This is a genomic window from Rubellimicrobium rubrum, from assembly GCF_006152115.1.
GTDB classification, from domain to species: Bacteria; Pseudomonadota; Alphaproteobacteria; order Rhodobacterales; family Rhodobacteraceae; genus Rubellimicrobium; species Rubellimicrobium rubrum.
The window spans coordinates 21,344-47,214 of sequence record NZ_VDFU01000020.1 but is presented as its reverse complement, the minus strand read 5'-3'; the positions used below and the strand labels follow the sequence as shown (position 1 = coordinate 47,214).

Sequence of the window (25,871 nt, the reverse complement as noted above, 5' to 3'; positions counted from 1 at the left end):
ATGGCATTCGACTACGACCTGTTCGTCATCGGCGGTGGTTCCGGCGGGGTCCGGGCTGCGCGCATGGCCGCCGCGACCGGCGCGCGCGTGGGCCTGGCCGAGCAGAGCCGCATGGGCGGCACCTGCGTCATTCGGGGCTGCGTGCCCAAGAAGCTCATGGTTTTCGCCTCGCAATTCTCGGACACGCACGAGGTGGCGGCCCGCTATGGCTGGACCTTTGGCGAAGGGACCTTCGACTGGCCGTCGTTCCGAACCCATCTTCATTCCGAACTGGACCGGCTCGAGGGCATCTACCGCAAGCTTCTCGACGGGGCCGGTGTGGCCATCCACGACGCGCATGCCACGGTAGAGGATCCGCACAGGGTCCGGCTGTCATCGGGCGAGACGGTCAGCGCAGCGCATCTGTTGATCGCCACGGGCGGACGCCCCATCCGCCCCGAAATCCCCTGTGCCGAGATAGGCATGGTCTCGGACGACGTGTTCCTGATGGAGGATCTGCCCCGGTCCATTCTGATCGTTGGCGGCGGCTACATCGCCTGCGAGATGGCCTGCATCCTGAACGGGCTCGGGGTCGAGGTCACGCAGATCTACCGGGGCGCCCAGATCCTGCGCGGCTTCGACGACGAGGCGCGGGGCCTCGTGGCCGAGTCGATCCGCGAGAAAGGCATCGACCTCCATACCGGCACCGACATCAAGCTGATGGGTCCGCCTGAGACCGACTTCGACCTGCCAGCAGGCGAGCCCATGGTGCAAGCCGCCAACGTCGGCGCGGGCGGGCCGGTCAAGGTCAAGACCACGATGGGCGGGGAGAAAGTCTTCGACGCCGTGTTGTTCGCGACGGGCCGGGAGCCCAACACCGCGGGCCTGGGCCTTGAGCAGCTGGGGATCGAACTGGGCCGCGGCGGACACGTACCGGTCGACGAATATTCCCAGACCAAGGTGCCGTCGATCTACGCGATCGGCGACGTGACAGGCCGGCCCGCGCTGACGCCCGTTGCGATCCGGGATGCCATGGCCTTTGCCCGCACGGTCTTCGAGGGGACGCCGACCCCTATCGATCACCAGATGATCCCGTCCGCGATCTTCACCCAGCCCGAATACGGCGCAGTCGGCCTGACCGAGGAACAAGCGCGCAGCCAGGAGCCCATCGAGGTGTATGCGACCTCGTTCCGGCCCATGCGCACCGCCTTTGCCGGACGGCCCGACAGGGTTCTGATGAAGCTGATCGTCAGCCAGGCCACGCGGCGGATCCTGGGGTGCCACATCGTCGCGCCTGAAGCGGGCGAGATGATCCAGCTCGCCGCCGTCGCGATCAGGATGGGGGCCACCAAGGAGGACTTCGACCGCACCGTCGCCGTCCATCCCACCATGGCCGAAGAGATCGTGACACTGCGCACCTCCGTTCGTAGGGGATGACGCGCCCGGGGAACGGATACAGCGGCAAGCGCCGGCACCGCCCCTCTCGGGATGGTGCCCGGTCATCGGGCTTGTCTTTTCGCCTCTGCATGACCAGCTAGGACACGAGCAATTCGAGGGGATATCGGACGATGGCGAACGGAGGCCCGTGGGGCGGCAACCGAGGTGGCGGCAACGGCGGGGGAGACGACGACCAGCGTCCCGAGGACAGACGGCCCCCTCGCCGGCCAAATGGGGGCGCTCAAATCCCCGAAATCGATCAGCTCGTGAATCGCGGGCGAGAGCAGCTCCGCGTCCTCATGGGTGGCCGCAACGGCGCGCCGCCTCCGGGCCGGAGCGAAGGCCCACGTCTGACTCGCGGCACGCTCCTTTTGGGGGGCGCTGCTCTTGTCGCACTTTGGGGTTTCATGTCCTTCTACACGGTCCAGCCGCAGGAACAGTCGGTCGAACTGTTCCTTGGTCGCTATGCCGAGACCGGCAGCCCCGGTCTCAACTTCGCGCCGTGGCCCTTCGTGAGCTATGAGGTGGTCTCGACCACGACCGAGCGTACGGAACCGATCGGCGCATCCGCGACCAACGGCAGCGCCTCCCAAGCTGGCGACGGCCTCATGCTCACCACCGACGCCAACATCGTCGACATCGGCTTTCAGGTGGTCTGGAACGTGAGCGATCCGGCCAAGCTCCTGTTCAGCATCTCCGATCCCGAGGCTACGGTGCGTGCGGTATCCGAGTCCGTGATGCGCGAGATCATCGCGGCCTCCACCCTGGCTCCCATCCTCAACAGGGATCGTGCCGAAATCGCGCGCAATGCCATGGAGGAGATCCAGGCCACGCTCGATTCGTACAACAGCGGGATCAACGTCGTTCGCGTCAACCTCGAGCGTGCCGCACCGCCGACCGAGGTGATCGACGCCTACCGCGACGTGCAGGCGGCCGAGCAGGAGCGTGATACGTTGCAGCGTCAGGCCGACGCCTATGCCAACCGTGCCCTGGCCGAGGCGCGTGGACAGGCAGCCCAGATCGTCGAGCAGGCCGAGGCATATCGTGCCCAGACCGTCAACAATGCGCTGGGCCAGGCTTCTCGCTTCTCCGCCGTCCTGGAGGAATACCGCAACGCGGAGGACGTCACCCGCGAGCGTATCTACATCGAGACGATGCAGGACGTGCTGGGCGACGTGAACAAGATTATCCTGGATCCCGCCATCGCGGGAGGTGAGGGAGGCCAGGGCGTCGTGCCCTTCCTCCCCTTGGACCAGTTGATGCGGCCGGGGGCCACGGCAGGTCAGGCACAGGCCGCCACGAACGCTCCGCCGCCGGCAACCACCTCGGTTGCGCCCGCTGCCAATGCCGCCACCGCTGTTACGGGGAACTGACATGCGCCAATCCGCCACCGCCATTATGGTCGCGCTGGGCGTTGCCCTGGTGCTCCTCCTGTCATCGGTCTTTGTCGTGGACGAGCGAGAGAAGGCCCTGGTTCTCCAGTTCGGCCAGATCAAGCAGGTCCGCGAGGAGCCGGGCCTCGGCTTCAAGATCCCCTTCATCCAGGACGTGGTAAAGTATCCCGACGTGATCCTGTCGCTGGACACGGAGACGATCGAGGTCACCCCCTCGGACGACCGCCGTCTCGTGGTCGATGCCTTTGCGCGTTACCGGATCGCCGACGTGGTGCGCTTCCGCCAGGCCGTCGGCGTGGGTGGCATCGCCACCGCGCAGGATCGTCTGTCCGGCATCCTTCAGGCTCAGATCGGTGAAGTCCTCGGTGCCGATCAGGTGACCTCCGACACCATCCTGTCGGCCGATCGCCGGGAGCTCATGAATCGTATCCGTGACGGCGCCCAGGCGCGGGCTGAAAGCCTTGGGCTCGATGTGGTCGACGTGCGGCTCAAGCAGACGAGCCTGCCGGCCCAGAACCTCGACGCGACCTTTGCCCGGATGCGGTCCGAGCGGGAGCGCGAGGCTGCCGACGAACGGGCACGCGGCAACGAAGCGGCCCAGCGCGTACGGGCAACTGCGGACCGGACTGTCGTCGAGACGCTTTCCGAGGCCGAGCGCGATGCGCAGGTGACCCGAGGCGAGTCCGACGCCGAGGCCAACCGCGTCTTCGCCGAAGCCTATGGGGCCGACCCCGAGTTCTTCCAGTTCTACCGCTCCATGCAGGCCTACCAAGCCGCTCTGCGGGGCTCGAACTCGACCATGGTGCTGACTCCCGACAACGACTTCTTCAACTACTTCTTCGACGGGGGTCGACCCGAGGGGTCTTCGGAGGATCCCGCGGCAGCGCAGCCCGGCTCCGCCGAGAATGCAGCCGCGACACCTGTGGATGAAGCCGCAGGAGCGGACGGGGTGACGGTAACGCTGGGCGAGCCCGCCTCCGGGGCCGCCATCGCGGGCGAGGCCGATCCGGCCGCGCAGCCTGCCACGCCTTGATGGCCTGGGTGCTGGTGGCGACGGGCTTGGCGCTCGTCGTCGAAGGTCTGGTCTGGGCGCTTGCTCCGCACATCGTGGAGCAGCTCCTGGCCGCGTTGCGGGAGCTGACGCTTGATGAGCGTCGGCTCGCCGGGCTGGCAGCCATCGCCCTTGGCCTCGCACTTGTCTGGGCGGGGCGAAGCCTTGGCGTCTTTCCGTCATAATTCCTCACATCGTCTTGACGCCGCGCGATAGGAGTTTGCGTTGCGAAAAGCCGGGGCAGGCCCGATGTTCGTCTCCAACGATGGCCGGACAACGATCCGGATCGCCTCAATTCGGCGGCAACGCGCCGCCATTCAAGGAGCCGCTCGTGATACTTAAGACCCTCGCGAATTCCATCGTGATCCGCCCAACCGGCGTGGCGGCGCTGCTGCTGGGCACGGCGTTGACCGTGACCCAGGTGCTTCCCTCGGTGGCTCAGGAGACTGCGACCCAGGATCAGGCCACGCAGGACGAGGCCGAGGTGCCGGGGACCCAGTCGCCCGACACGGCGCTGACCCCCGAAGAACCCGCGCTTACCCCCGAGGACAACCGGCCGCTCAGCTTTGCCGACCTCGCCGAGCAGGTAAGCCCCGCCGTCGTGAACATCACGACGACCACGGTCGTCGCTGCCAATGCCGGACCCGAGGGCATGGTGCCCGAGGGGTCGCCTTTCGAAGATTTTTTCAACGACCTGCAGGGCCCGGACGGTGCGCCGCAGCGCAGCCAAGCCCTGGGTTCCGGATACGTCATCTCGGATGACGGCTACATCGTCACGAACAACCACGTGATTGAAGGTGCCGACGAGATCCAAGTGGAATTCTTCTCGGGTGAGGTGCTGGACGCCACCCTCGTCGGGACCGATCCCAACACCGATGTTGCGCTCCTCAAGGTCGAAGGAACGGGCCACCCCTTCGTGGAGTTCGGGGACTCGAACGGCGAGGACGCTCAGGTGGGCGACTGGGTGCTGGCCATGGGCAACCCGCTCGGACAGGGGTTCTCGATTTCGGCGGGCATCGTCTCGGCCCGGAACCGCGAGCTGTCGGGCACCTATGACGACTACATTCAGACTGATGCTGCCATCAACCGCGGTAACTCGGGCGGGCCGCTGTTCGACATGAATGGACAGGTCATCGGGATGAACACCGCCATCCTGTCGCCTACGGGCGGCTCGATCGGTATCGGCTTTGCCATGTCGTCCAACGTGGTCAAGGACGTCGTGGCGCAGTTGCAGGAGTTCGGGGAAACCCGCCGCGGCTGGCTGGGCGTGCGGATCCAGGACGTGACGGCCGACATGGTCGATGCCATCGAAGGCCTCGAGGAAGCGCGAGGCGCCCTCGTCACCGACGTTCCGGAGGGACCGGCGCTTGATGCCGGGATGGAGTCGGGCGATGTCGTCCTGTCCTTCAACGGTGAGCCGGTTGCCGACACCCGCGAACTCGTCCGCAAGGTCGGGGCTGCCCCGGTCGGGGAAACGGTGACACTGGAAGTCCTGCGGGCCGGCGAGACGGTTCCGCTGGAAGTGACGCTTGGCCGTCGCGAGGACGCAGAGGCCGCAGCCGTCCCGGCCTCCGCCGAAGGCGGGCCGGCCCAGCCCGAGACCTCCGAGATGCTGGGGCTCACGCTGTCGGTCCCCACGCCCGAGCTGATGACCCAGTTCGGTTTGGAGGAAGGAACGCAGGGCTTGGTGGTGACCGAGGTCGATCCCGCCTCGGATGCCGCTGAGAAAGGCATCCTGCCCGGCGACGTGATCACGGAGGCAGGGCAGGCGCCCGTGACGTCGGCCGAGGACTTCACGACCGCTGTCGAGGCTGCGGAAGGCGCGGGTCGCAAGTCCCTGCTTCTGCTCGTTCGCCGCGAGGACAACCCTCGCTTCGTGGCGCTGTCCATCGAGGACGGCGAGGACGACCAGCAGTAAGATCGGTCCTCATGGTCGGATCGGGAAGGGCGCCTCTTGGGCGCCCTTTCCTTTTGGCCTCACGGCGCCAGCCAGCGGTAGACCCATCCGTCCCGGACCGGGGCCGATGCAGGATCCCCCACATCGCGCACCGGATAGGAGGCGATCGGCTGCAACCGATCCCGCGGCAGGAAGCGGCGGCCGATGTCAGCCACCAGGATGTCGGCCGATTCCACCAAGGCATCGAACTCCGAGGTCATCCGAGCGCAAGTCTCGTCGCTGTAGAAGACATCGCCTGCAAGAACGACTGGTCGCCTGTCGGGGTGATCCGTTTTCAGCTCCAAGCGGAGGGCCGCAAGCTCTGTGGTGGTCCGCAGGGCCATCAGATCGTTCGCTTGGGCATTCAGGCGACTTGCCAAGGCCGCCAGCGGGTCCATGTCGAAGGCCAAGGCCCCTTGAGCTCCGGCTTTGAGGGCTGCGAGCGAGACGATGCCCGATCCTGCGCCGACCTCCACGACGTCGTGGCCCCTGACGGTGTCCGGGTTGACAAGGACGTGGAGCGCGAGAGCCACGCCGCCCGGCCAGGCATAGGCCCAGTAGGGTGTCTCACCGGGGGGCACGAGCCGGGTCAGCCCGCTGCTAGGGCTGGCACAATGCAGCAGGATGCCAGTCCCCGACACTTCGGTCAGAGGCAGGTTCGCCCGGATGAACTCGGTCGCCCGTTGTTCGGCCCTGGCGGAAAGCGACCTCGAACCCGTCATCCTGTCCTGTCTCCAGCCTCTGGAACCCCGGCCCGCCTCGGCCTAGATAGGCGCGGACGCTTCAGGAAAGACAAACGCATGGCCCGGATCACCTATGTCGAGCACTCTGGCAAGGAGCATGTGGTGGAGGTGCCGAACGGCCTCACCGTCATGGAGGGTGCTCGGGACAATGGGATCCCCGGGATCGAGGCAGACTGCGGCGGGGCGTGCGCCTGCTCGACTTGCCATGTGTATGTAGACCCGGCCTGGGTGGGCAAGCTGCCCACCAAGGACCCGATGGAGGAGGACATGCTCGACTTCGCTTACGAGCCCGATCCTGTCCGGTCCCGCCTGACCTGTCAGCTCAAGGTGACGGCAGCCTTGGATGGGCTGCGGGTGCAGATGCCGGCCCGGCAGATCTGAGATCACCCCTGGGCCGCGAGCGCGAGGAGCGCCGCGGCCTCTGCCAGTTGCTGAGCGGCGCCGCAGGTGTCGCCCGTCTGGCCGCCCAAGCGCCTCCGCACGATCAACGTCCACACGACCGTCACGATCAGGATCGTTAGCGCCGCCTTCAGTGCGCCGCCTTGCGCGGCGCCAGCAAGACCGAGGGCCACGGCTGCGGTCAAGGCGAGGGTGGTCCCGTTGGGACGTCCGACCAGCCGCGACAACCCGCCCTCGCGCGCTGCCGGGAGCGCCCAAAGCATCGCGACCATGGGCCACCGGCTCAGGGCTCCGATTGCGATGATCGGGCCCCAGGCCGAGCCGCTTGCCAGGATCGCCGACAGCGCGCTCCAGCGAAGAAGCACCGACAGGATGAGAGCAAGCGCGCCGTAGCTGCCGATCCGGCTGTCCTTCATGATCTCCAGCCGACGCTCGGTCGTGCCTCCGCCCCAAAGCCCGTCCGCGCTGTCAGCCAGCCCGTCCTCGTGCAGGCCCCCTGTGAGGATGGCTTGCGCCGCCAGGGCGAGCCCGGCCGCCGCGCCCGTCGGGAGCCCGGCCCGGACGGAGCCGATGGCCACGCCAGCGGACAGCAGGCCCATGAGGCCGCCGACGACGGGCCAGGCCCAGGCCGACGCTGCTCCTCGGGGCTGGATCTGCCATGGCGCCGGCAGGCGGCTCAGCAGCATGAGCGCCTCGGCCACATCGGACCGGCGAACTAGTTCCGAGTAGGGCATCCCTGACTTCCCTTCGCTTGGCGAAGCTCTAGGCATGGAGGGATTTGAACGCAACGAGGACGCCCATGGCCCCCTTCACGACCCTCGCCGAATTTCGCGAGGTTCTTGCCGCTGCCCCCGGCAGCGATCAGTTCGCCCGCGACCAAGCCGAGGCGCGCAACGAACGACTGACCAAGCCCTTGCGAGCATTGGGACGCCTCGACGATCTGGCAATCTGGATGGCCGGATGGCAGCGCACGCCCAAGCCGACCGTCGACCGGCCGCAGATCGCGATCTTTGCCGGCAATCACGGCGTGACGACGGCTCGGGCGGTCTCGGCCTATCCGGCGGAAGTCACCGAACAGATGGTGCTCAACTTCCAGGCTGGCGGCGCGGCGATCAACCAGATCGCCCGCAGCGTCGGGGCCCGCCTAACGGTCCATGCCATCGACCTCCATCGGCCGACGGCCGACTTCACCCAAGGCCCTGCCATGACCGAGGAGGAGTGCGTGTCAGCCCTGCAGATCGGCTGGAAGGCCGTGGAGGACGGGACCGATCTGTTCGTCGCGGGCGAGATGGGGATCGGCAACACCACGGCAGCGGCGGCCATCGCCACGGCCCTGTTCGGCGGATCACCATGCGACTGGGTGGGGCGTGGGACCGGCGTAGACGAGTCGGGCCTGCTCCGAAAGGTCGAGGCGGTCGAAGCCGGGCTGGCCGTCAATCCGGGCGCACGCACGAATGCCCTGGAGGCCCTGCGCTGCTTGGGCGGCCGGGAGATCGCGGCCATGGCGGGATCGATCGCCCGAGCCCGCGTGGACTCCATCCCCGTGATCCTCGACGGCTTTATCTGCACCGCGGCGGCGGCCGTGCTGGCACGCGCTGTTCCGGGCGCGCTCGATCACGTGCAGGCCGGCCATCAGAGCGCCGAGGCCGCGCACCGCAACATGCTGCTGCGGCTGGAGCTGGACCCGTTGCTGACCTTGGGGATGCGATTGGGCGAAGGGTCGGGAGCCGCTGTTGCCATCTCCGTGGTCCGCGCGGCGGTGGCCTGCCAATCTGGGATGGCCAGCTTCGACGAGGCAGGCGTCACCGGCTGACAACACGACCACGGCCTGGGCGGCAGTCGCCTGAACAGCGACACCGCCCCCATTCATGGAAGCGCCGAGAGCAGGTGGACGGCCTGGGCGGATCAGCTTCCGGGAATGACCAGGACCTCGGTCCGGCCCCGCCGCACGTAGTTCAGGGCGTTCTCCCCGATGGCGGTCACCTGACCACCGTCCAGGCTATCGCCCACCCCGACCCGCAGGTAACGGCCGTTGCCCAGGCGAACCAGGGCGCGCCGGGCGTTGGGCTGGCCATAAACCCCGATCAGGTTCATTTCGCGCAGCGCCATCGCATCGGCGTAGGTCGCGGCCTGGGCCACCGAAGCAGCTGTGGGGCCCGAGGGTACGGCGGCTGCGGAACTGGCCACTTCGGGCTCTCCGCTTTCAGCCTGCTCATTGGATTGCAGGTTGCGGGTGCCCACGCCGCCTGCGGACGCTTGTTCCGCTGCCTGCTGCCGGGGCGCTGCCGCTCGGGACGCCACCTCCCTTTGGTTTCGCACGACACGGTCGAAGTTCTGGGGACGCGTGCCCGGAACGCGAGCCGCGGCCACGGCGCGGCCCGTCGCGCCGGCGAGAGGGTCGGGCGCGTTGGCGACGATAGTGGCCAGCGTGGACTGGATGTCCGGAGCCGGAGCTTCGGCCGGTGCCTCAGCGGGAGGCGAGGCATCAGGCTCGGTTGCGCCTGCAGCCAGGGCCTGAGCCACGGCATCCGTCACGTCCGGCGAAGCTGGCAGGTCCGGAACGAGGCCTTCGGGGCGCGGGTCGGGCACTGGTCCGTCGAAAGCGGCCAGAGCTTCCTCGGCTGGTGCCTCGGGCGCAAGGTCCTTGGGCCGGGGGAGTGGACGCAGCCCGACCAAGCTGACTGAGCCGGGGGCGACGGTCGCGGCGTCCTTCGCAGGAGTGGCAGGAGCGTCGTCTTCGGCTGCCATCGCGCCGTCAACCGCTTCCGGTGTCAGGGCCACGAAGGCCTCACCCGGATCCAGAGGACGCTCGGGGCGCAGGCGAGGCTGGACCGACGGGGCGTCGGCCATGGCGTTGACCCAGCGCGACGCGGCGGGAGGAGTGTCGGGCTGGGAGGACGGTTGCGGCTCGGGGGCGGGGGCTTCCACCACGACGCGAGCGTCAGACGAGGCGTCGGGGTTTTGCGTAGGCGCGGGTGCTGCCTCGGCCACAGCGGTGTCGGGCGCTCCAGTTGCCGGAGGAATGTCCGCTAGCGGGATGAACGACGGATCCGGAGCAATGGCCGCCAAGGCGGGAAGCTGGCCTGCCCGCGTGACCACGGACCCGTCGGATGGAATGGTGCTCACAGGCGAGTCACCGAGCACCGGCATCGACGGCAGACTTGGAGCGGCCGATCCGACCCCGGAGGGTGCTGTAGCGCTCGGGGCCTCCGCAGGGAACGCGGTGGCGCCTTCGGCCGCGCCCGCCGTGTCGGCATCCCCCGGCAACTCTGCGATGGCGGCAGCGACCGCAGCGGCTGCGGCTTGGTTGGCCGCAGCGCTGGGCTGCACGGCGGGAGCCGTGGACTGCTCGACTGGTCCTGCCTCGGCCGTGTCCTGCTGAGCCGGCGTGTCGCTGTCCAACTTGGGCGCGTCAGCCGTCTCCTGAGGAGGCTCCGCGGCCGTAGTGGCGGCCTGACCCGTGTCGGATGAGTCGCGCCGCAACAGGCCAGCCAGCCCCTGCTCGGAGACCGAGGCCAGTACAGCGACGGCAGCCATCGCGATCAGCAGGATGACCGTCAGAATGAGCGCGAGGAACCGAGGTCTTCCGTTCGGGCGGTCCGCAGGTTCAGGCTTCCGCGCGCCAAATACGGTCATGCGCGCCGCTTCGGAGGTCGCCGAGCCGGCGGCCTGGCCAGACGCGGCGTCCCGACGGGTCACCATTGGCGCGCTCGCGATCGGGGGGCGTGAGCCCACATCCTCTTGTGCGCGAACCGGGGCAGGAGCGACGGGAGGTTCTCGTCGGGCAGGAGCAGCCATCGATGGAGCCGCCGGAGGCACCCTTGGGTCCCTGCGGGCAGCGGGCGAGGGTGCGCTGAGCGCCCACCCGCCTTCCGGGGCCTTGATCAACCCTTGGGGGCCCTGAAGCGGTGGGGGCAGGGGACGCTTGTCGGCCGGACCGACCCGACGGGTCTCGGTCGAGCCACCCAGTGCCGGCGCGTCGCCCTCTCGCCCCTCCCGGGGGGAAGGCTTTGCGCGAGACGCAAAGATCGGCTGTGGCACGCCCGTGGCGGACAGCGGAGCGGGCGGCGCCGTCATCGCGACCGTGGGCGGAGCTTCCTGAGGCGCCGGCCTCTCGGGCGGGGGCCCTGCAGGATCGTCTTCCGGCTCCGTTGTCATGATAAGCGAAGCCGGTTCCGGGGCAGGTGCCGGAACGTCCAGAACCCGATCCGACGGCCGGGCGATCTGCGGGGTATCATCATCACTCGACGGATCATCCGGGAGGACTTCGGATGTCACCGTCTCAACGCGTGGCGTTGATGGCAGGAGATCCGGGGGAGATGCGGCCGTCTCCTCTTCCAGCTCCGCAGGGGCCAGAGCTGCCGAGGGAACAGGGTCGGGCGTCGTGTCGCGCGTCACGGGCTGGTCGCCCAGGATGCTCGCGGCCAGCCTGGTCGGTCCGAAGAAAACTTCTCCGTCGAACTTACCTTCGGGGGCCAGAGCTGCAAAGCAGAGCGGCTGGAATCCGTGCTCGGCAGCGAACGCCTCGGCCTCCTCCAGGGTTTCGCGGGCGACTGCGGCCACATAGGTCCGGGTGCCGTCGCTGGCGTGGTCCACGACGAGATCGCTCACCGCATAAGGCGTGGCCCCGTCCAGCGCGGCCAGCACGTCCGATCGGCTCGCCTGGGGGTTGTCCAGGGTCAGATAGCGGATCTGCTCGTCGGGGAGGACGATCTTTGTCCCGTCCCAAGGCGCTCCTACGGCAAGGCCGGCCCGGCGCAGCGCAGCAAGCTCGCCTGCCAAGTCGCAAGAATCCAACGGCACTTCACCCAGCAGAGCCCAGCCGTCGGGGCTGCGGTGCAGAAGGCGGATCCCGTCGAACGACAGGGAAAGGGCGAAATCTGGGGTCATGGCCGGGCCTTAGCATCGCTCGACGAAGGGCGGAACAACTTTGGGATGCGTCACTCTGCTACAGCAGCTTCCCGCGCATTTCGAGACGAAAGTCATGTTTCGCTCGCCAAGGATCGACTTGCGGGCTGCGTCATAGGATCGGATGCATGGCATCAAGCAAAAGGAGTCCTTCATGCCCTCGATCCTCAAGGCCGCTCTGCCTGCAATGGTTCTGGCCGTCATGCCCCTGACGCTGACGGCGCAGCAGGTGACGGCTGGCTTCCCCGCCCGCACCATTCAGGTGGTGGGCGAAGGGCGTGCCAGCACGGCCCCGGACATGGCCCGGATCTCGCTCGGGGTATCGCATCAGGCCAAGACGGCAGGCGAGGCGATGGACGCGATGGCCCAGGGCACTTCGGCTGTGCTGGCGCGGCTCGGTACGGAAGGCATATCGCAGAACGACATCCAGACGGGCCAGCTGATGCTCGAGCCGTCCTATAACTACAACACCCCTGACGGAAACCCGGAGATGACGGGCTTTGTCGCGACGCAGATGCTGGACGTGACGGTGCGCGACATCGGCAAGCTGGGAGAGGTGCTGGACGCGGTGGTCACCGACGGAGCGAACCGCGTGAACGGCGTCTCCTTTGACGTGGCCGATCCCCGGGCCGCAACCGACGAGGCGCGCCGCGATGCCGTCACCGATGCCCGGGACAGAGCGGCGCTCTACGCCGATGCGGCCGGGGTCGCTTTGGGCGAGGTGGTGACGATCAGCGAGTCGACGGTCTATTCGCCCCCCATGCCGATGTATGACGCCCGTGGCGTCGCCGGCGCGGGGGCCGAGGCTGTCCCCGTCGCGCCCGGATCGCTGAGCCTGATGACGAACGTCACCGTCACCTACGCCATTGCCGAATGAGTGTAGCGGGCCGGGAGCTCGAAGCCCCCGGCCCGCTTCTCAGGCGTTGAGAGCCTGGTCCAGATCGGCGATCAGGTCGCGCGAGTCCTCGATCCCGATGCTGAGGCGGACGGCATCGGGCAACACTCCAGCCGCATGTTGCTGATCCGCCGAAAGCTGGCGGTGCGTGGTCGATGCCGGGTGGATCACAAGGCTTCGCGCATCCCCAAGGTTGGCGACGTGTGAGAACAACTTGAGCGTGTTCACGAAGCGAACGCAGCCCTCGTAGCCAGCCTTGAGCTGCACGGTGAAGATCGCCCCAGCGCCCTTGGGGCAGATCCGGGCCGCCCGCGCAAAGTACGGAGAGGACTCGAGGCCGGCATAGGTGACGGCTTCCACCCGCGGGTCGGATTCGAGCCACCGTGCCACCGCCATCGCGTTCTTTACATGCTTCTCCATCCGCAGGCTCAGCGTCTCAATGCCCATCAGAGTGTAATGGGCGCCTTGCGGGTTCATAGTCATGCCAAGGTCACGCAGGCCGATGGCAATGCCATGAAAGGTGAAGGCCATCGGTCCGAAGGTCTCGTGGAACTTGAGGCCATGATAGGCCGGCTCGGGCTGCGCGAGCGAAGGGAACCGGTCCGAGGCCGACCAGTCGAACTGGCCCGAGTCCACCACACAGCCGCCAGTGACGGTGCCGTTCCCGGTCAGATACTTCGTGGTCGAATGGACGACGATCGTCGCGCCGTGCTCGATGGGGCGGCAGAGGTAAGGGCTGGCCGAGGTGTTGTCGACGATCAGGGGCACCCCAGCACTGCGGGCTGCGCGGGCCACCATGGGAAGGTCCGTGATGTGCCCGCCCGGATTGGTGATCGACTCGCAATACACTGCCCGAGTCTTGTCGTCGATCGCGGCGCGGATCGCCGCCTCGTCATCGATATCGACGAACTTCGCCTCCCAGCCGAACTTGCGGAAGACCTGTGTGAGCTGGGTGACCGTACCTCCGTAAAGGCGTGTGGACGCCACGACGTTGCAGCCGGGCTGCATCAAAGGGTAGAACGCCATGATCTGCGCGGCATGGCCGGACGAACAGCAGACCGCGCCCGCGCCACCCTCCAATGCCGCAATGCGGTTAGCCAGCGCCATCACCGTCGGGTTGGTCAGGCGGGAGTAGATGTAGCCGACCTCCTGAAGGTCGAAGAGCTTGGCCGCATGCTCCGCGTCGCGAAAGACATACGCCGTCGTCTGGTAGATCGGCACCTGACGTGCCCCGGTCGCCGGATCGGGCGCGGTGCCCGCGTGGACTTGCAAGGTATCGAAGTGAAGCGGTTTATCGGCCATCGTGGTTCTCCTTTAGGAAGGAGCTTAGACGACGGCAACTGTCCAATCAAAGGCGCCCTATTGCGGCAACCCACTCGGACGGGCGTCATCGATCACCATCCAAAGGGGAATGGTGGGCGACCCTGGAATCGAACCAGGCGTGGGTCTCCCCGGCGGAGTTACAGTCCGCTGCCGCACCTTGCAGCTCGTCGCCCGACGCGAGGCGGGAGATAGCCGCACCGTGCGGGGGGGTCAACCGGATTCCGTGGGTCCCGAACCGGTTGTTCTACCCCTTCATCATGGCAGTCCGGGCGAGGGTGGCCCGTCGCCTGTGCGTCCCAGGCCTTCCCCTTCGCGCCATCCGGCCTGCCAGACGCGGAACTGCTCCGTGCCGGCCGGATAGGGGTTGCTTTGCAGGGCCTGCCGCTTTCGGCCGGCCTCATGGCCCAGTCGCCAGGCTGCGGTCGTCGTGTCGTCGTCCATGCTGTCACCGACCTGTTTCGCTGATGGGAACCATAGGTGCCGAGAGGCGTCTGGACAGTCCGGAGCGCCTTGCGCGCAGTCGCGTCACGCGGCAAGGACGGTCAGGCCCGGCCAATGGAGGCGCCCATGAAGAAACCCCAATGGGTGATCGAGAAGGAGCGCGCCCGCCGCGCCTCTGCCCAGGAAACGATCTGGCTGTTCGGCCTTCATGCCGTCCGGGATGCCTTGCTGAATCCGCGTCGCAACCGCCTGCGGCTGATCCTGACGCCGAACGCGGCCGAGAAGCTGGGCGACGCTATCGCGGCGAGCGGGATGGTACCCGAGTTCAGCGACCCTCGTAAGTTCGCCGCGCCCCTCGACCCCGAGTCGGTGCATCAAGGCGCGGCGCTCGAAGTGAAGCCGCTCGACTGGGGCTCCCTGCGAGACGCTGCTTTGGCCGAGGGACCGGGGCCGGCCCGGATGGTCCTCCTCGACAGGGTCACAGACCCCCACAACGTCGGCGCGATCCTCCGCTCGGCCGAGGTGTTCGGCGCCCGTGCCGTCGTGGGCGTCGACCGGCATGCTGCCCCGGAGACAGGCTCGCTCGCCAAATCGGCGTCGGGCGCGCTGGAGCGGCAGCCCTATATCCGTGTCCGCAACTTGGCCGACGCCATGGAGGAGCTGCGGGACATGGGCTTCCTGCTGCTTGGCCTAGCTGGCGAAGGCGAGCGGACCATTGGGGCCGCCCTGCACGGCCGCCGCGATAGATCAGTCGCACTCGTGCTGGGTGCCGAGGGTCCGGGACTGCGGGAGAAGACCAGCGCAACCTGCGATGAACTGGTGCGGATCAGTGCGGCGGGAAGCTTCGGGTCGCTTAACGTCTCGAACGCTGCGGCCGTGGCGCTCTACGCCGCTTCTTCCGAGTCAGTCATTTCCACGACTTCGCCCTGATCACGAAGGCGTGATGAAAAAAGTTGAGTTGATGAGGAACAAATCCCGCGCTGGCGCGTCTTGATCATGACGCACATCTGGAACCTGTGCGTTTCGCTTCACTGTCCCTCGTTCCACACCTCGCGCCCGGGCCTTTGCCTGGGCGTTTTTTTTGGAGGGCCCTGTCCATGACCCCTGACGATGATCTTATCCGAGACGTACTCGGGCATGTTCGGACCATCGCCGTTGTTGGCTTTTCCGCGAACCCGGGTCGTCCCAGTCACGGCGTTGCGAGGTTCCTCCAGACCAGAGGCTATCGCGTGATTCCGGTCAACCCGGGCTTGGCTGGACAGACATGGCTGGGCGAAAAGGTGCACGGCTCGTTGGCGGAAATCAGCGAGCCAGTGGACATGGTCGATGTTTTCCGCCGAAGCGAAGAGGTGGCAGGGGTGACGAAACAGGCGCTCGCCCTAAGTCCTCTGCCCTATGTGATCTGGACCCAGCTTGGCGTGCGTGATGATGCAGCAGCAGAGGAGGCGCGTCAGCGAGGCGTACGAGTCATTCAGGACCGCTGCCCCGCCATCGAGATCCCCCGCCTTCGAATCGGGGAGTCCTGAGGACAGCATTCATCATGAAGCCCGCTGATGGGCTTCGGGTCCGAGTCTTCGCCTAAAATGTGTCAACAAGATGGCGAAGCCTCAGCTCCGCGCGGCTTTCTCATCAAGTCCTGAGCGACCCTCGCGCCGTTCGAGCTCGGCCTCGATATCCCCCAAGGTCACGTCCCGCGCCGCGCACATGACCAGCAGATGATAGAGGGTGTCTGCCGCTTCCGAGATCAGGCGCGCACGGTCACCTTTGATCGCCTCAACGATCGCCTCAATCGCCTCTTCCCCGAACTTCTGAGCGGCCTTTTCCGGCCCCTTGGCCAGCAGCTTGGCTGTCCAGGAGGACTCGGGGTCGGCCCCTTTGCGGGCCTCGATGGTGGCGGCAAGCGATTGCAGGCTCATGACAGGCGCACCGGGATCCCTGCCGCAGCCAGGTGAGCCTTGGCTTCCGGAATCGAGAATGTGCCGAAGTGGAAGATGGATGCCGCGAGAACCGCGCTCGCGTGGCCCTCGGTAACACCTTCGACTAGATGATCCAGCAGGCCCACGCCTCCCGAAGCGATGACCGGAATGTCCACCGCGTCGGCGACCGCACGGGTGAGGGGGATGTTGAACCCCGACTTGGTCCCGTCCCGGTCCATGGATGTCAGCAGGATCTCCCCAGCACCCTTGGCGGCCACCGTCCGCGCAAAGGCCACGGCATCGATGCCGGTCGGCTTGCGGCCGCCATGGGTGAAGATTTCCCACCGGCCGGGCTCCACGGTCTTGGCGTCGATCGCCACCACGATGCACTGGCTGCCGAAACGATCAGCAGAGCGGGCGACCACGTCGGGATCGGCCACCGCCGCGGAATTGAAGCTCACCTTGTCAGCCCCGGCGAGTAGGAGGGCGCGCACATCGTCGGGCGTGCGGACACCACCCCCGACCGTGAGCGGCATGAAGCAGCTTTCAGCGGTGCGCGTCACGAGGTCGAACATGGTGCCCCGGTTCTCGTGCGTGGCATGGATGTCCAAGAAGCAGAGCTCGTCCGCCCCGGCCGCGTCATAGGCCTTGGCTGCCGCGACCGGGTCGCCCGCATCCACGAGCGACACGAAGTTGACGCCTTTGACGACGCGTCCGTCAGCGACGTCGAGGCAAGGAATGATGCGGGTCTTGAGCATGATGGCCCTGATACACGGCCCTATTGGCTTCGACCAGCCCGGCCCGGCCCGTCCGACTCTTCCCGTGAAAGGCAACCGGAGAGCCGCCGTCTGAGCGTGTCAGGGCGTGATGGCCCAGCTCCGGATATCCTGGAGGCGGGGATCCTTGACGTGGATGGCATCCAGCATGGCGAACAGGACCTCGCCAAGGGGCTGGCCGATCGCATCGGCCCGGCGGATGAAATGCGGGCGCCAAGGCCGGAGCATCTGAAGAAGCTGGGCAGCATCATCGCGCAGGTAGAAGCCGTGGTTCTCCCCCCCGCGATAGTCGGCAGCGGCCACGGCAGGGCCGTCGTCCATCCCGCCCTTGCGGTTCCAGTCCCCGAGATACAGCACATGCCGCGCGGGGTGATCCGGCTCTCCGGGCCGCCAGCGAACCGAGAAGCGTCCAAGCGGCGCCTCGTTGTGGACGAGCCGTCCTTCCGCGCTGCATGCGGGCTGGCCGCAGCAGTCGCAGATCACGTCCTCCTCGATCTCGGGGATGACGACGATTTCCTGCCAGCGAATGGCCATCAGTCGCGAAGCAACCCGAGTGCGGTTCGCAGGTCCACGGCGCCGTCATAGAGCGCCCGTCCAACGATGGCGCCTGCAATGACACCGGTCGCCTTGAGCCGCGCCAGATCATCGAGCGAGGAGACGCCGCCGCTGGCGATCACGGGGATGGACACGCTCCGAGCGAGATCGGCCGTGGCCTCGACGTTCGGACCCTGCATCGCGCCGTCCCGCGAGATGTCCGTGTAAATGAGGGCTGCGATGCCGGCATCCTCATAGGCCCGTGCAAGGTCGGTGACCGTGGCCTCGGTCTCGAGAGCCCAACCGCGCGTCGCGATCTTGCCTCCCCGCGCATCGAGGCCCACGGCCACCTGCCCTGGATAGGCCCGGGCCACCTCGCGCACGAAGTTGGGGTTCTCCACGGCCGCAGTGCCGAGGATCACGCGCCGGAGACCCGCCGACAACCAGCGCTCCACCGTCGCGCGATCGCGGATGCCGCCGCCCAGTTGAGTGGGGACAGGGCAAGCGGCCAGAATCGATTCCACGGCCCTTGCATTGCGCGGCTCCCCTGCGAAGGCCCCATCTAGATCCACGAGATGCAGCCATTCGGCTCCGCCGTCCACAAAGGTGCGGGCCTGGGATGCGGGATCGTCGTTGAAGACCGTCGCCGCGTCCATCTCGCCCCGGAGGAGGCGCACGGCTTGACCGTTCTTCAGATCGATGGCGGGATATAGGATCATGGGAGAACTCGGGCGCAGGACGGGCCCCTGATCTCGCACGTGGGGGCGGGGAGTTCAATGCGCCCCCCTGCCTTGGGCTGGCTTAGGGGAACTGCTCGCTTGCCCTAGCGTTATCGCCCCCGCGCAACAGGGAGGATGGACATGCCCCGCATCGAGGCCGCCGACGGCACCGCTCTTTACGTCAAGGATTGGGGGCAGGGCCGCCCGGTCGTGCTGATCCACGGCTGGCCGCTCAACGCGGATTCGTGGGAGCATCAGGCTTACCATCTCGCGAAGGCAGGCCACCGCGTGGTAGCCTATGATCGACGCGGTTTCGGTCGGTCCGAGCAACCCTGGGCGGGCTACGACTACGACACCTTGTCCGACGACCTTGCCAGCGTGATCGACGCCCTGGGCCTTCAGGATGCGGCCATCGTCGGCTTCTCCATGGGAGGGGGAGAGGTGAGCCGCTACATGTCCCGGCATCAGGGCCGGAACGTCCGCAAGGCGGCACTCCTGGGCTCTATCGCCCCTTACCTTGTGCAGGCCACAGACAATCCCGACGGTGTGCCGAAGGACACGCTGCAGGGCATGCAGGCCGCCCTCGTGAAGGACCGGCCCGAGTTCCTGAAAGGGTTCTTCAAGAGCTTCTACGGTCAGGGTCTGCTGTCCGGCGTGAGCGAAGGCGTCCTGCATTGGTCGCTGCACATGGCCCTGCTGGCAAGCCCGAGGGCCACCATCGCCTGCATCGATGCGTGGCAGGAGGATTTCCGCGTCGACCTGGCAGCCTTCGACGTGCCGACGCTGGTCATCCACGGAACGTCCGATGCCATCGTTCCCATCGATCCGACAGGTCGGGCCGCAGCAAAAATCATACCGCAAGCCAAGCTGATCGAGTACGACGGCGCGCCGCACGGTTTCCTGGCGACCCATGCCGAACGAGCCACGCAGGATTTGCTCGACTTCTTGGCCTGAGTGGCGTCCCCCCTTAGGGGGTCCATTCGAGAAAGTTCTGGATCAGCCGCAGGCCGGTGGCTTGGCTCTTCTCCGGATGGAACTGGGTCGCGACCACGGTGTCGCGGCCCACGATGGCGGTGACGTCCCCGCTGTAGTCGACATGGGCCAGACGGTGCGCCGGATCCGACACCTTCATCTGCCAGCTATGGACGAAGTAGGCGTGATCGCCCGTGGCGATCCCGTCGAGCACCGGATGGGCACCCGTCACGACAAGGTCGTTCCACCCCATGTGCGGAACCTTCAATGATGGATCCGCAGGCTCGATCCGCACCACCTCGCCCGGAATGAGCCCCAGGCCGGAGACCGTCTCGAACTCGTGGCCCACGGAGGCGAGGAGTTGCATCCCGACGCAGATTCCGAACAGCGGCTTGCCCGCCCGGACCGCTTCCAGAATGGCCTCTTCGAGCCCCGGCACCCCGGCCAGAGCGCGGCGGCAATGAGGGAAGGCTCCGTCACCTGGAAGCACGATACGGTCGGCGCGGCGAACGACCTCCGGATCGTCCGTGACGTGGATCGGCTGTCCTTTCGCCATGCGGACAAAGGCCTTCTCGGCCGAATGTAGGTTCCCGACCCCGATATCAATCAAGGCGACGGTCACAGCGCACCCTTGGTTGAAGGCAGGGCGTCCTGCGCTCGGCTGTCGAACTCCACAGCCATTCGAAGCGCCTTTGCAAGGGCCTTGAACGCCGCCTCGGCGATATGGTGGCTGTTGACGCCACGGACCTTGTCCACGTGCAAGGTGATGCCTCCATGGGTCGAGAGCGCCTGGAAGAACTCCCGGACCAGTTCGGTGTCGAATGTTCCGATCTTGTGGGTCGGAAACTCCACCTCAAAGGCCAGCCATGGACGAGCGGACAGGTCCAGCGCGGCCTCGATACGGGCGTCGTCCATCACGAGAGCGAAGTGGCCGTAGCGTCGGATTCCCCGCTTGTCGCCTAGGGCGCGAACCAGGGCCTGCCCCAGTGCGATGCCCACATCCTCGACGGTGTGGTGGTCGTCGATATGCAGGTCGCCCTTGGCCCGGACCTCCATGTCGATCAGCGAATGCTTGGAAAGTTGGTCCAGCATGTGGTCAAAGAAGCCCACGCCTGTCAGGCAGTCCGACCGACCCGTTCCATCAAGGTTCACGGTCACGGTGATGTCGGTCTCGCGCGTCGTGCGCGTGATGGTGGCTTGCCGCATGCCCCGTCCTCTTGCTGTGGTCCCGATCGCATGGCCCGCGCGGGTCGAACCGTCAAGGCCGCAGGATTCAGGACTCGTTAAACCAACCGCGCCTAGCCTTGCCTCGACGCCTTCAGAAGGAGAGCGCGATGCAGGTCATGATTCTGGACGAGGATCCGGCTCTCCGGACGCAGATCGCGGCGGCCCTCACGCATGAGGGCTTCGACGTGCTTTCCTTCGGGCGCGTCCAGCCCGCCAAGGACGCGGCCCGCCTCGCCATCGTGGACGTCCTGGTGCTGGGCGAAGCCGTGGACGGCCGGCTGGCCCATGATGTCGCGCTCCTGGCCGAGTGGCGCAACCCAGGCCTAGGGGCGATTCTCCTGTCCGACCGCCAGGGAACCGAGTTTGACGAGCTGTTCGAACTGATCCCTTCGCTCCAAGCGGTCCTTGGCCGCCAGACGGACCCCCGCACCCTGGCCCAGCTTGCCTTGTCGGCGGTCCGGTCCCGATCCCGGCGTCATCGGAGCCCCGAGCCGGATCTGGCGGACGAACTTGAGGACGATCTCGCTGACATGGCCGAAGATCCAGCCACGGTGGGCGTCGTTCCGGGACCGCAGAACCCTGCCGATCGGATGGTTCCGTCGCCCGCCTGCCCGGCACGAACGGCCTCCGTCTCGGATCCTGTCGCGCCTGCTCCGGCGCCCCTGGACCTGATGCCCGGACAGATGCTCGCCGGGGCACGGTCGGAGTCTCGGGAAGAACCGGCGCTCAAACCTGCGTCGGTCTCCGATCCCGCAAGCACGGTTCTCAGCGCGGCCGAGACCCGCGGCCTCCTGTCCGACCTGGCTCGGCGTTATGCGACCATGAACGAGCAGCGGCCTGGCTTGGGAGGGCCGGCCCCGGCTCCCCAGCAGCCGCCAGCCGAGGCATCGGCACCTCCCGCGGTCACGCCGGCTGCCACTCTCCCGGCCTTCGAGCCCCTGCCGCCGGTCAGCCGCCCCGAACCGCCCGCGCGGATCGCCGGAGGCGGGCGGCGCCTCCATCTCGCCTGACTGCGCAAGCCGGGTTGTCCCCCGGCCGGACGCCGTGCGACGCTCCCAGTCGACCTGACTCCCTCAGAGGCCCCGCATGTCGCCTTGCGTCTTTGTCCAGATTCGCTGCCGCCCCGGCTCGACCTATCGGGTCGCAGAAGCCATCGCCCTCAAGGAGATCCACTCCGAGCTTTACTCGACGAGCGGCGACTGGGACCTGCTGATGAAGCTTTATGTCCCGGAGGATGCCGATATCGGCCACTTCATCAACGAGCAGCTGCTCGACATTCCCGACATCGAGCGATCGCTCACGACACTTACGTTCAAGGCCTTCTGAACTCGGGCCCCTGGTCCAGGGGGCGCGTGCGGAACCGTCAAGCCGTCCGGTTGAGGGTCACGAACAGGCGTACGCTCACTTCAACGCGCCGGCTGCCATCCCCTTGATGATGAACCGTTCCAGGATGATGCCGATCACCACGAGCGGCAGGATGGCGGCCGTCGACAGCGCCGCCATCGCCCACCAGTTGATACCTTGCGAACCCGTCTGCGATGCCACCATCACCGGCAGCGTGTTGGCGTGGGTCGAGGTCAGGAGCGCTGCGAAGAAGTATTCGTTCCAGGTTAGAACGAGGCTCAGGATGAAGGCCGCGACCATGCCTGGCAGCGCGATGGGCAGGATGATGGTCGCGAAGGCGCCCCAGATGGTCAGGCCATCGACCAGCGCGGCCTCCTCCAGTTCGGTGGGGATCCCGGCAAACTGGTCCCGCATGATCCAGATCACGATGGGCAGAACCATCAGGGTATAAAGCAGGATGAGTCCGATGCGCGTGTCCAGAAGGCCCAGGGCCTTGTAGAGCACCAGAAAGGGCAGGGCGAGCACGACCGGCGGCAGGATCAGCTGGCTCAGGAAGAAGAACGAGATGTCCGGGTTCCGCATCCAAGCCCAGCGGTACGAGAACCGCGAGAGCCCGTAGGCCGCGAGACTTCCCAGGATGACGGCGAGGGTGGAAGCCGTGACCGACACGATCAGGCTGTTCATGAACCGCTTCATGAACTCGGCCCGGGGCGAGGATTCGGTGCCGATTGTGTCCGGTGACATTCCTAGGGACCGCCAGCCCAGCCAAGACGGCTGGTAGTCCACGAACGGGACTAGGTGGCCCTGCATCACATTCGGGGCCATCTTGAAGCTCGTGGTGATCGTCCAATAGATCGGGAAAAGGCAGATGAGCGCCCAAAGGATCAGCGCGCTATAGACAGCGAGACTCCCGGTCCACCACTGGGCCCGATGCCGCAGGTCGGTCTCGCTATCGCGAAAGATCGGGGCTTCGGCGGTCTGCAAGGTCATCGTCGGCGCCTCAGGTCCTTGGCCGCGTGAAGCGGTCCGCGATCTTCATCAGGATGGTCATCGCGATCACAATCACGACCAGGTACACCATGGCGAGCAGCGTGCCGTAACCCACGTTGGACCGGTCGCGGTATTCGCGGAAGATGAAGCTGGTCACCGTATCGGTCGCGCCGCCCGGGCCCCCCGATGTCACGCTGATGACGATGTCCGCAAGCTTCAGCTTGAAGATGATGCGGATCAGGATCGCGGTCAGCGACACAGGGAGCATCAGCGGGAAAGTCACTTCCCAGAACCCGCGCCAGCCGGACGCTCCATCGACCCGAGCGGCCTCCTGCACTTCCTTCGGGATCGCCTGAAGACCCGCGAGCAGCATGATCATCATGAAAGGAATGTAGGTCCAGGCGTCCATGGCCATGATGGTCAGCTTGGCCACGAGGGGGTCGCCGAAGAAGGACGGGGTGTCCCAGCCCAGCGCACGCCCCAAGCGGGCCAGGGGACCGAAGCGCGGCTCGAGCATGGACTTGCCGATCATCCAGGACACCGCGACCGGCGACAGCATCAGGGGCAGCAGAAAGGCCACGCGAAAGAACTTCCGGGCCCGGATCTCGGCGTTGAGGAGGAGAGCCAAGCCGAACGCGATGGCGTACTCCACCACGATGGCGAGGCAATACCACCCCATGTTGCCCAGCGCGTTCCAGTAGAACGGGTCCGTCCACATCTGTCGGATGTTGTCCAGCCCGTTGAACTGCCGCCCGGTGGGCGAGCTCAGGTTCCAGTCCGACAGGGCGATCAGAAGGCCGAACAGGAGGGGGAACACCGTCAGGGCCACGACGAACAGCACGGCCGGCAGCACGAACAGCGCCCGCTTGCCCTGCTCCCCCCGGGTCAGGACCTGCCCCCAGCACAGGGCTATGGCCCAGGTGATGAAGGCATAAAGCGTGGGTCTCCAGGTCTCCAGGCCGAGGTCTATCACCCCCATGGCCTGCGCGGTCTGCAGGGCCGCCGCGAGGCAGAGCAGCAGGCCCGTGCCCCACATGAGCCCGCGCCCAAACGCGATCCGGCCGGGCGGCAGGTCGTCGGCCGTTACGACATGAAGGAGGTCGCCGGTGGTGCTCAACCTGATCCCCGTCGAGAGGGGCGGATGGGCGTCACGCCCTCCCGCCCGCATGGTGAAGGAGGCGCCCCGGGGCGGGGCGCCCGAGGGCTCAGTTCATGCCCAGCGATGCCTTGTAGAGCGCGATCTGGTTGTCGCGACCGATCTGGTCGGTGATCTTTTCCCAGGCGGCGGCGATGGCGTCCGCCGTCTCCTGCGCGCTGGCATACTGGCCCGACAGTCCTTTCACCAACTCGTCCTCGGCGATTGAGTAGTACTGGAAGATGCCGGGGATGCGTGGCTCGATGGCGCCGTTCGGGTGGTTGTAGCTGTCCTGGTTCGACCCGAGGTAATCCTCGACGAAGGCCCGATCGTAGCCCGCGGCCTCCCATTCATCGTACTGGAAGTGGGAGTTGCGGTAGGCTTGGAAGCCTGACGGGTAGGTCGCCATCCAGAGCGAGATGTCGCGGCCGCCCAGATGCGCCGCCGCCGACCAAGCCGCCTTACGCTTGAGCTCATCGCCCGAGACGCGGTTGGTGACGTAGATGCCCCAACCGAGATAGGCGAGGTTCGGGGCGAAGTTGCCGCCCTCGGGCTTATCCCACTGGCCTGTCGCAGCGTTGTAGACGTCCTCGCTTCCCGGGTTGATGGAGAAGCCAACCACGTCGCCAACCACCGATGTGTCCGAGGTGCGCGCGTTCGAGCCCACATCGCCCCACCAAGTAAGCATTCCGCCCGTGCCGCCCAGGAACTGTGAGAAGGCGGTCGTGTTCGGATCGGCGTTGATCTGATCGGGCGGATAGACCCCGGCGGCCTGCAGGTCCATCACGTCCTGGATCGCGCGCACCCAGGCCGGGTTGTTGATGCGCGGCTTCATTGTGTCGGGGTCGAACAGCCAAGCCGCGTCGTCCGGGTGCTTGGCATAAGCGGTCGCACGGTCCGCGAGGAAGTAGAAGCCGAAGCCGCCCCATTGGTACTTGAGCGGATCGAGGAAGCCATAGGCCTCGATGCCGGTGAGCGGGTCCATTTGGCCCTTCACCTTGACCGAGAAGTCGTTGACCTGCGACCACAGGGTCGGCGGCTCGGTCATGCCGGTCGCGGCAGTGATCGCTGGATCGGTGAAATAGTCCTTGCGGTAGGCAAAGGTGTGGCAGTCGCCGTCGATGGTGATGCGATAGGTCTTGCCGTCCCAGGTGCCGACGGGGGGCTGCAGGTAGCCCACGTAGTCGGCCATGTCGATCTGCTCCTTGACCCAGTCGGGCATCTCGTCGAGCAGCCCCCGTCCGGCCGTGTCGCCCTCGAAGGGTGCGCCCATCTCCACGATGTCGAAATCCACCGTGCCGGTGGCGATGGCCTGCTGAAGGCGCGGGTTGTAGTCGGCCTGCGCCAAATCGATCCAGTTGATCTTGGCTCCGGTGTAGTCCTCCCAGGATTTCAGGAAGCCACGGAACAGGATGTTGTGCAGGTTCTGGTTGTTGAGCCCCATGAAGGTCAGCTCAACGCCTGCGAACTCTCCTTCGGCGACGTTGGCGCGGGTGGGGCCGAGGCAGAGTTCCCCGACCTGCTGGAAATGTGCGTCAGTCGGGCTGCCCATGCCCACGCCCGGAATGGCCAGGATCTGCGCCCGCAGAGCGGCGGCGTCCTGGGCCGATGCGCCACGCGGCAGGCCCATGACGCTCAGCGCGCCCAGACCGGCCGCCCCCTTGAGCAAGCCGCGCCGCGACACCGCGGATCGCACGGCAAGTTCGAACATATTCGGCTTCATGTGGTCGTCTCCCCTTGGTCTCGGCCGCT

The 25,871-nt window shown here is 66.7% G+C and carries 27 protein-coding genes and 1 tRNA gene; 13 read left to right on the top strand and 15 right to left on the bottom strand.

The annotated features are described in order from the left end of the window. The 5 genes from gorA (at position 1) to FHG66_RS15320 (ending at position 5,779) form a co-directional block, all read left to right on the top strand. Positions 1–1,416: a glutathione-disulfide reductase gene (gene gorA, locus FHG66_RS15340; protein WP_139077942.1), complete on the top strand. Its 1,416-nt coding sequence runs from the start codon at positions 1–3 to the stop codon at positions 1,414–1,416. A 131-nt stretch (positions 1,417–1,547) separates the two neighbouring features. Then, positions 1,548–2,789 carry an FtsH protease activity modulator HflK gene (gene hflK / locus FHG66_RS15335; RefSeq protein WP_139077941.1) on the top strand — a complete coding sequence of 414 codons (1,242 nt, stop codon included), beginning with the start codon at positions 1,548–1,550 and terminating at the stop codon, positions 2,787–2,789. 1 nt (position 2,790) lies between these two features. Next, positions 2,791–3,843 carry a protease modulator HflC gene (hflC, locus tag FHG66_RS15330; RefSeq protein ID WP_139077940.1) on the top strand — a complete coding sequence of 351 codons (1,053 nt, stop codon included), beginning with the start codon at positions 2,791–2,793 and terminating at the stop codon, positions 3,841–3,843. After that, positions 3,843–4,046 (top strand): DUF2065 family protein, encoded by a 204-nt coding sequence (locus FHG66_RS15325; protein WP_139077939.1) that lies wholly within the window; start codon positions 3,843–3,845, stop codon positions 4,044–4,046. The genes hflC and FHG66_RS15325 overlap by 1 nt, the downstream gene beginning before the upstream one ends. A gap of 329 nt (positions 4,047–4,375) precedes the next feature. Further along, positions 4,376–5,779, top strand: coding sequence for a Do family serine endopeptidase (locus FHG66_RS15320; RefSeq protein WP_246082634.1), 1,404 nt, complete (start codon positions 4,376–4,378; stop codon positions 5,777–5,779). A gap of 59 nt (positions 5,780–5,838) precedes the next feature. Here FHG66_RS15320 and FHG66_RS15315 read toward each other — a convergent pair whose 3' ends face one another. Then, a complete protein-coding gene (locus FHG66_RS15315; protein WP_139077937.1) occupies positions 5,839–6,519 on the bottom strand; it encodes a class I SAM-dependent methyltransferase in 681 nt (226 codons plus the stop codon). 78 nt (positions 6,520–6,597) lie between these two features. Between FHG66_RS15315 and FHG66_RS15310 the strand changes: the two genes are divergently transcribed. After that, positions 6,598–6,921, top strand: a complete 324-nt coding sequence (locus tag FHG66_RS15310; RefSeq protein ID WP_139077936.1) for a 2Fe-2S iron-sulfur cluster-binding protein — start codon at positions 6,598–6,600, stop codon at positions 6,919–6,921. Between the two features lie 2 nt (positions 6,922–6,923). On the opposite strand, the gene FHG66_RS15305 is transcribed toward FHG66_RS15310, so the two are convergent. Further along, positions 6,924–7,673, bottom strand: coding sequence for an adenosylcobinamide-GDP ribazoletransferase (locus tag FHG66_RS15305; protein ID WP_139077935.1), 750 nt, complete (start codon positions 7,671–7,673; stop codon positions 6,924–6,926). Positions 7,674–7,738: 65 nt separating this feature from the next. Here FHG66_RS15305 and cobT point away from each other — a divergent pair, with 65 nt between their 5' ends. Next, entirely contained in the window at positions 7,739–8,752 is a 1,014-nt protein-coding gene (cobT, locus tag FHG66_RS15300; RefSeq protein ID WP_139077934.1) for a nicotinate-nucleotide--dimethylbenzimidazole phosphoribosyltransferase, read from the top strand. 92 nt (positions 8,753–8,844) lie between these two features. Here the strand turns inward: cobT and FHG66_RS15295 are convergent, their stop codons facing one another. Beyond that, positions 8,845–11,829, bottom strand: coding sequence for a hypothetical protein (locus FHG66_RS15295; protein WP_139077933.1), 2,985 nt, complete (start codon positions 11,827–11,829; stop codon positions 8,845–8,847). Between the two features lie 172 nt (positions 11,830–12,001). On the opposite strand from FHG66_RS15295, the gene FHG66_RS15290 reads away from it, so the two are divergent. Next, a complete protein-coding gene (locus FHG66_RS15290) occupies positions 12,002–12,724 on the top strand; it encodes an SIMPL domain-containing protein (RefSeq protein ID WP_176556273.1) in 723 nt (240 codons plus the stop codon). 39 nt (positions 12,725–12,763) lie between these two features. Here FHG66_RS15290 and FHG66_RS15285 read toward each other — a convergent pair whose 3' ends face one another. The 3 genes from FHG66_RS15285 to FHG66_RS15280 all read right to left on the bottom strand — a co-directional run bounded on the left by FHG66_RS15285 (position 12,764) and on the right by FHG66_RS15280 (position 14,506). Next, positions 12,764–14,044, bottom strand: coding sequence for an O-acetylhomoserine aminocarboxypropyltransferase/cysteine synthase family protein (locus FHG66_RS15285; RefSeq protein WP_139077931.1), 1,281 nt, complete (start codon positions 14,042–14,044; stop codon positions 12,764–12,766). A 110-nt stretch (positions 14,045–14,154) separates the two neighbouring features. Then, positions 14,155–14,238, bottom strand: a tRNA-Tyr gene (locus FHG66_RS21650). Positions 14,239–14,320: 82 nt separating this feature from the next. Further along, positions 14,321–14,506 (bottom strand): ribosome modulation factor, encoded by a 186-nt coding sequence (locus FHG66_RS15280; RefSeq protein ID WP_139077930.1) that lies wholly within the window; start codon positions 14,504–14,506, stop codon positions 14,321–14,323. Between the two features lie 126 nt (positions 14,507–14,632). Here FHG66_RS15280 and rlmB point away from each other — a divergent pair, with 126 nt between their 5' ends. After that, the gene (rlmB, locus tag FHG66_RS15275) at positions 14,633–15,436 is read left to right on the top strand and encodes a 23S rRNA (guanosine(2251)-2'-O)-methyltransferase RlmB (RefSeq protein ID WP_139077929.1); all 804 of its coding nucleotides are present in this window, start codon (positions 14,633–14,635) and stop codon (positions 15,434–15,436) included. A gap of 167 nt (positions 15,437–15,603) precedes the next feature. After that, entirely contained in the window at positions 15,604–16,032 is a 429-nt protein-coding gene (locus FHG66_RS15270; protein ID WP_139077928.1) for a CoA-binding protein, read from the top strand. Positions 16,033–16,113: 81 nt separating this feature from the next. On the opposite strand, the gene FHG66_RS15265 is transcribed toward FHG66_RS15270, so the two are convergent. The 4 genes from FHG66_RS15265 to hisA all read right to left on the bottom strand — a co-directional run bounded on the left by FHG66_RS15265 (position 16,114) and on the right by hisA (position 18,451). After that, positions 16,114–16,422, bottom strand: coding sequence for a phosphoribosyl-ATP diphosphatase (locus FHG66_RS15265; protein WP_139077927.1), 309 nt, complete (start codon positions 16,420–16,422; stop codon positions 16,114–16,116). After that, positions 16,419–17,180, bottom strand: a complete 762-nt coding sequence (hisF, locus tag FHG66_RS15260; protein ID WP_139077926.1) for an imidazole glycerol phosphate synthase subunit HisF — start codon at positions 17,178–17,180, stop codon at positions 16,419–16,421. Before hisF ends, FHG66_RS15265 begins: the two co-directional genes overlap by 4 nt. A gap of 99 nt (positions 17,181–17,279) precedes the next feature. After that, the gene (locus tag FHG66_RS15255; RefSeq protein ID WP_139077925.1) at positions 17,280–17,732 is read right to left on the bottom strand and encodes a hypothetical protein; all 453 of its coding nucleotides are present in this window, start codon (positions 17,730–17,732) and stop codon (positions 17,280–17,282) included. Beyond that, the gene (gene hisA, locus FHG66_RS15250) at positions 17,732–18,451 is read right to left on the bottom strand and encodes a 1-(5-phosphoribosyl)-5-[(5-phosphoribosylamino)methylideneamino]imidazole-4-carboxamide isomerase (protein WP_139077924.1); all 720 of its coding nucleotides are present in this window, start codon (positions 18,449–18,451) and stop codon (positions 17,732–17,734) included. The genes FHG66_RS15255 and hisA overlap by 1 nt, the downstream gene beginning before the upstream one ends. A gap of 141 nt (positions 18,452–18,592) precedes the next feature. Here hisA and FHG66_RS15245 point away from each other — a divergent pair, with 141 nt between their 5' ends. Continuing rightward, positions 18,593–19,405 carry an alpha/beta fold hydrolase gene (locus FHG66_RS15245; protein ID WP_139077923.1) on the top strand — a complete coding sequence of 271 codons (813 nt, stop codon included), beginning with the start codon at positions 18,593–18,595 and terminating at the stop codon, positions 19,403–19,405. A 13-nt stretch (positions 19,406–19,418) separates the two neighbouring features. Here FHG66_RS15245 and hisH read toward each other — a convergent pair whose 3' ends face one another. Further along, positions 19,419–20,045: an imidazole glycerol phosphate synthase subunit HisH gene (hisH, locus tag FHG66_RS15240; RefSeq protein ID WP_139077922.1), complete on the bottom strand. Its 627-nt coding sequence runs from the start codon at positions 20,043–20,045 to the stop codon at positions 19,419–19,421. Further along, positions 20,042–20,629 carry an imidazoleglycerol-phosphate dehydratase HisB gene (hisB, locus tag FHG66_RS15235; RefSeq protein WP_139077921.1) on the bottom strand — a complete coding sequence of 196 codons (588 nt, stop codon included), beginning with the start codon at positions 20,627–20,629 and terminating at the stop codon, positions 20,042–20,044. Before hisB ends, hisH begins: the two co-directional genes overlap by 4 nt. 128 nt (positions 20,630–20,757) lie before the next feature. Here hisB and FHG66_RS15230 point away from each other — a divergent pair, with 128 nt between their 5' ends. Beyond that, positions 20,758–21,660 carry a response regulator transcription factor gene (locus FHG66_RS15230; protein ID WP_139077920.1) on the top strand — a complete coding sequence of 301 codons (903 nt, stop codon included), beginning with the start codon at positions 20,758–20,760 and terminating at the stop codon, positions 21,658–21,660. A 76-nt stretch (positions 21,661–21,736) separates the two neighbouring features. Then, complete coding sequence (locus tag FHG66_RS15225; protein WP_139077919.1) at positions 21,737–21,976, top strand: Lrp/AsnC ligand binding domain-containing protein; 240 nt, start codon at positions 21,737–21,739, stop codon at positions 21,974–21,976. A 75-nt stretch (positions 21,977–22,051) separates the two neighbouring features. Here the strand turns inward: FHG66_RS15225 and FHG66_RS15220 are convergent, their stop codons facing one another. From FHG66_RS15220 to FHG66_RS15210, 3 genes are all read right to left on the bottom strand, one after another. Continuing rightward, entirely contained in the window at positions 22,052–22,984 is a 933-nt protein-coding gene (locus tag FHG66_RS15220; protein WP_139077918.1) for a carbohydrate ABC transporter permease, read from the bottom strand. Positions 22,985–22,994: 10 nt separating this feature from the next. After that, a complete protein-coding gene (locus FHG66_RS15215; RefSeq protein ID WP_139077917.1) occupies positions 22,995–24,101 on the bottom strand; it encodes a carbohydrate ABC transporter permease in 1,107 nt (368 codons plus the stop codon). An 88-nt stretch (positions 24,102–24,189) separates the two neighbouring features. Beyond that, the gene (locus FHG66_RS15210; RefSeq protein ID WP_139077916.1) at positions 24,190–25,842 is read right to left on the bottom strand and encodes a type 2 periplasmic-binding domain-containing protein; all 1,653 of its coding nucleotides are present in this window, start codon (positions 25,840–25,842) and stop codon (positions 24,190–24,192) included. Positions 25,843–25,871 lie beyond the last annotated feature (29 nt).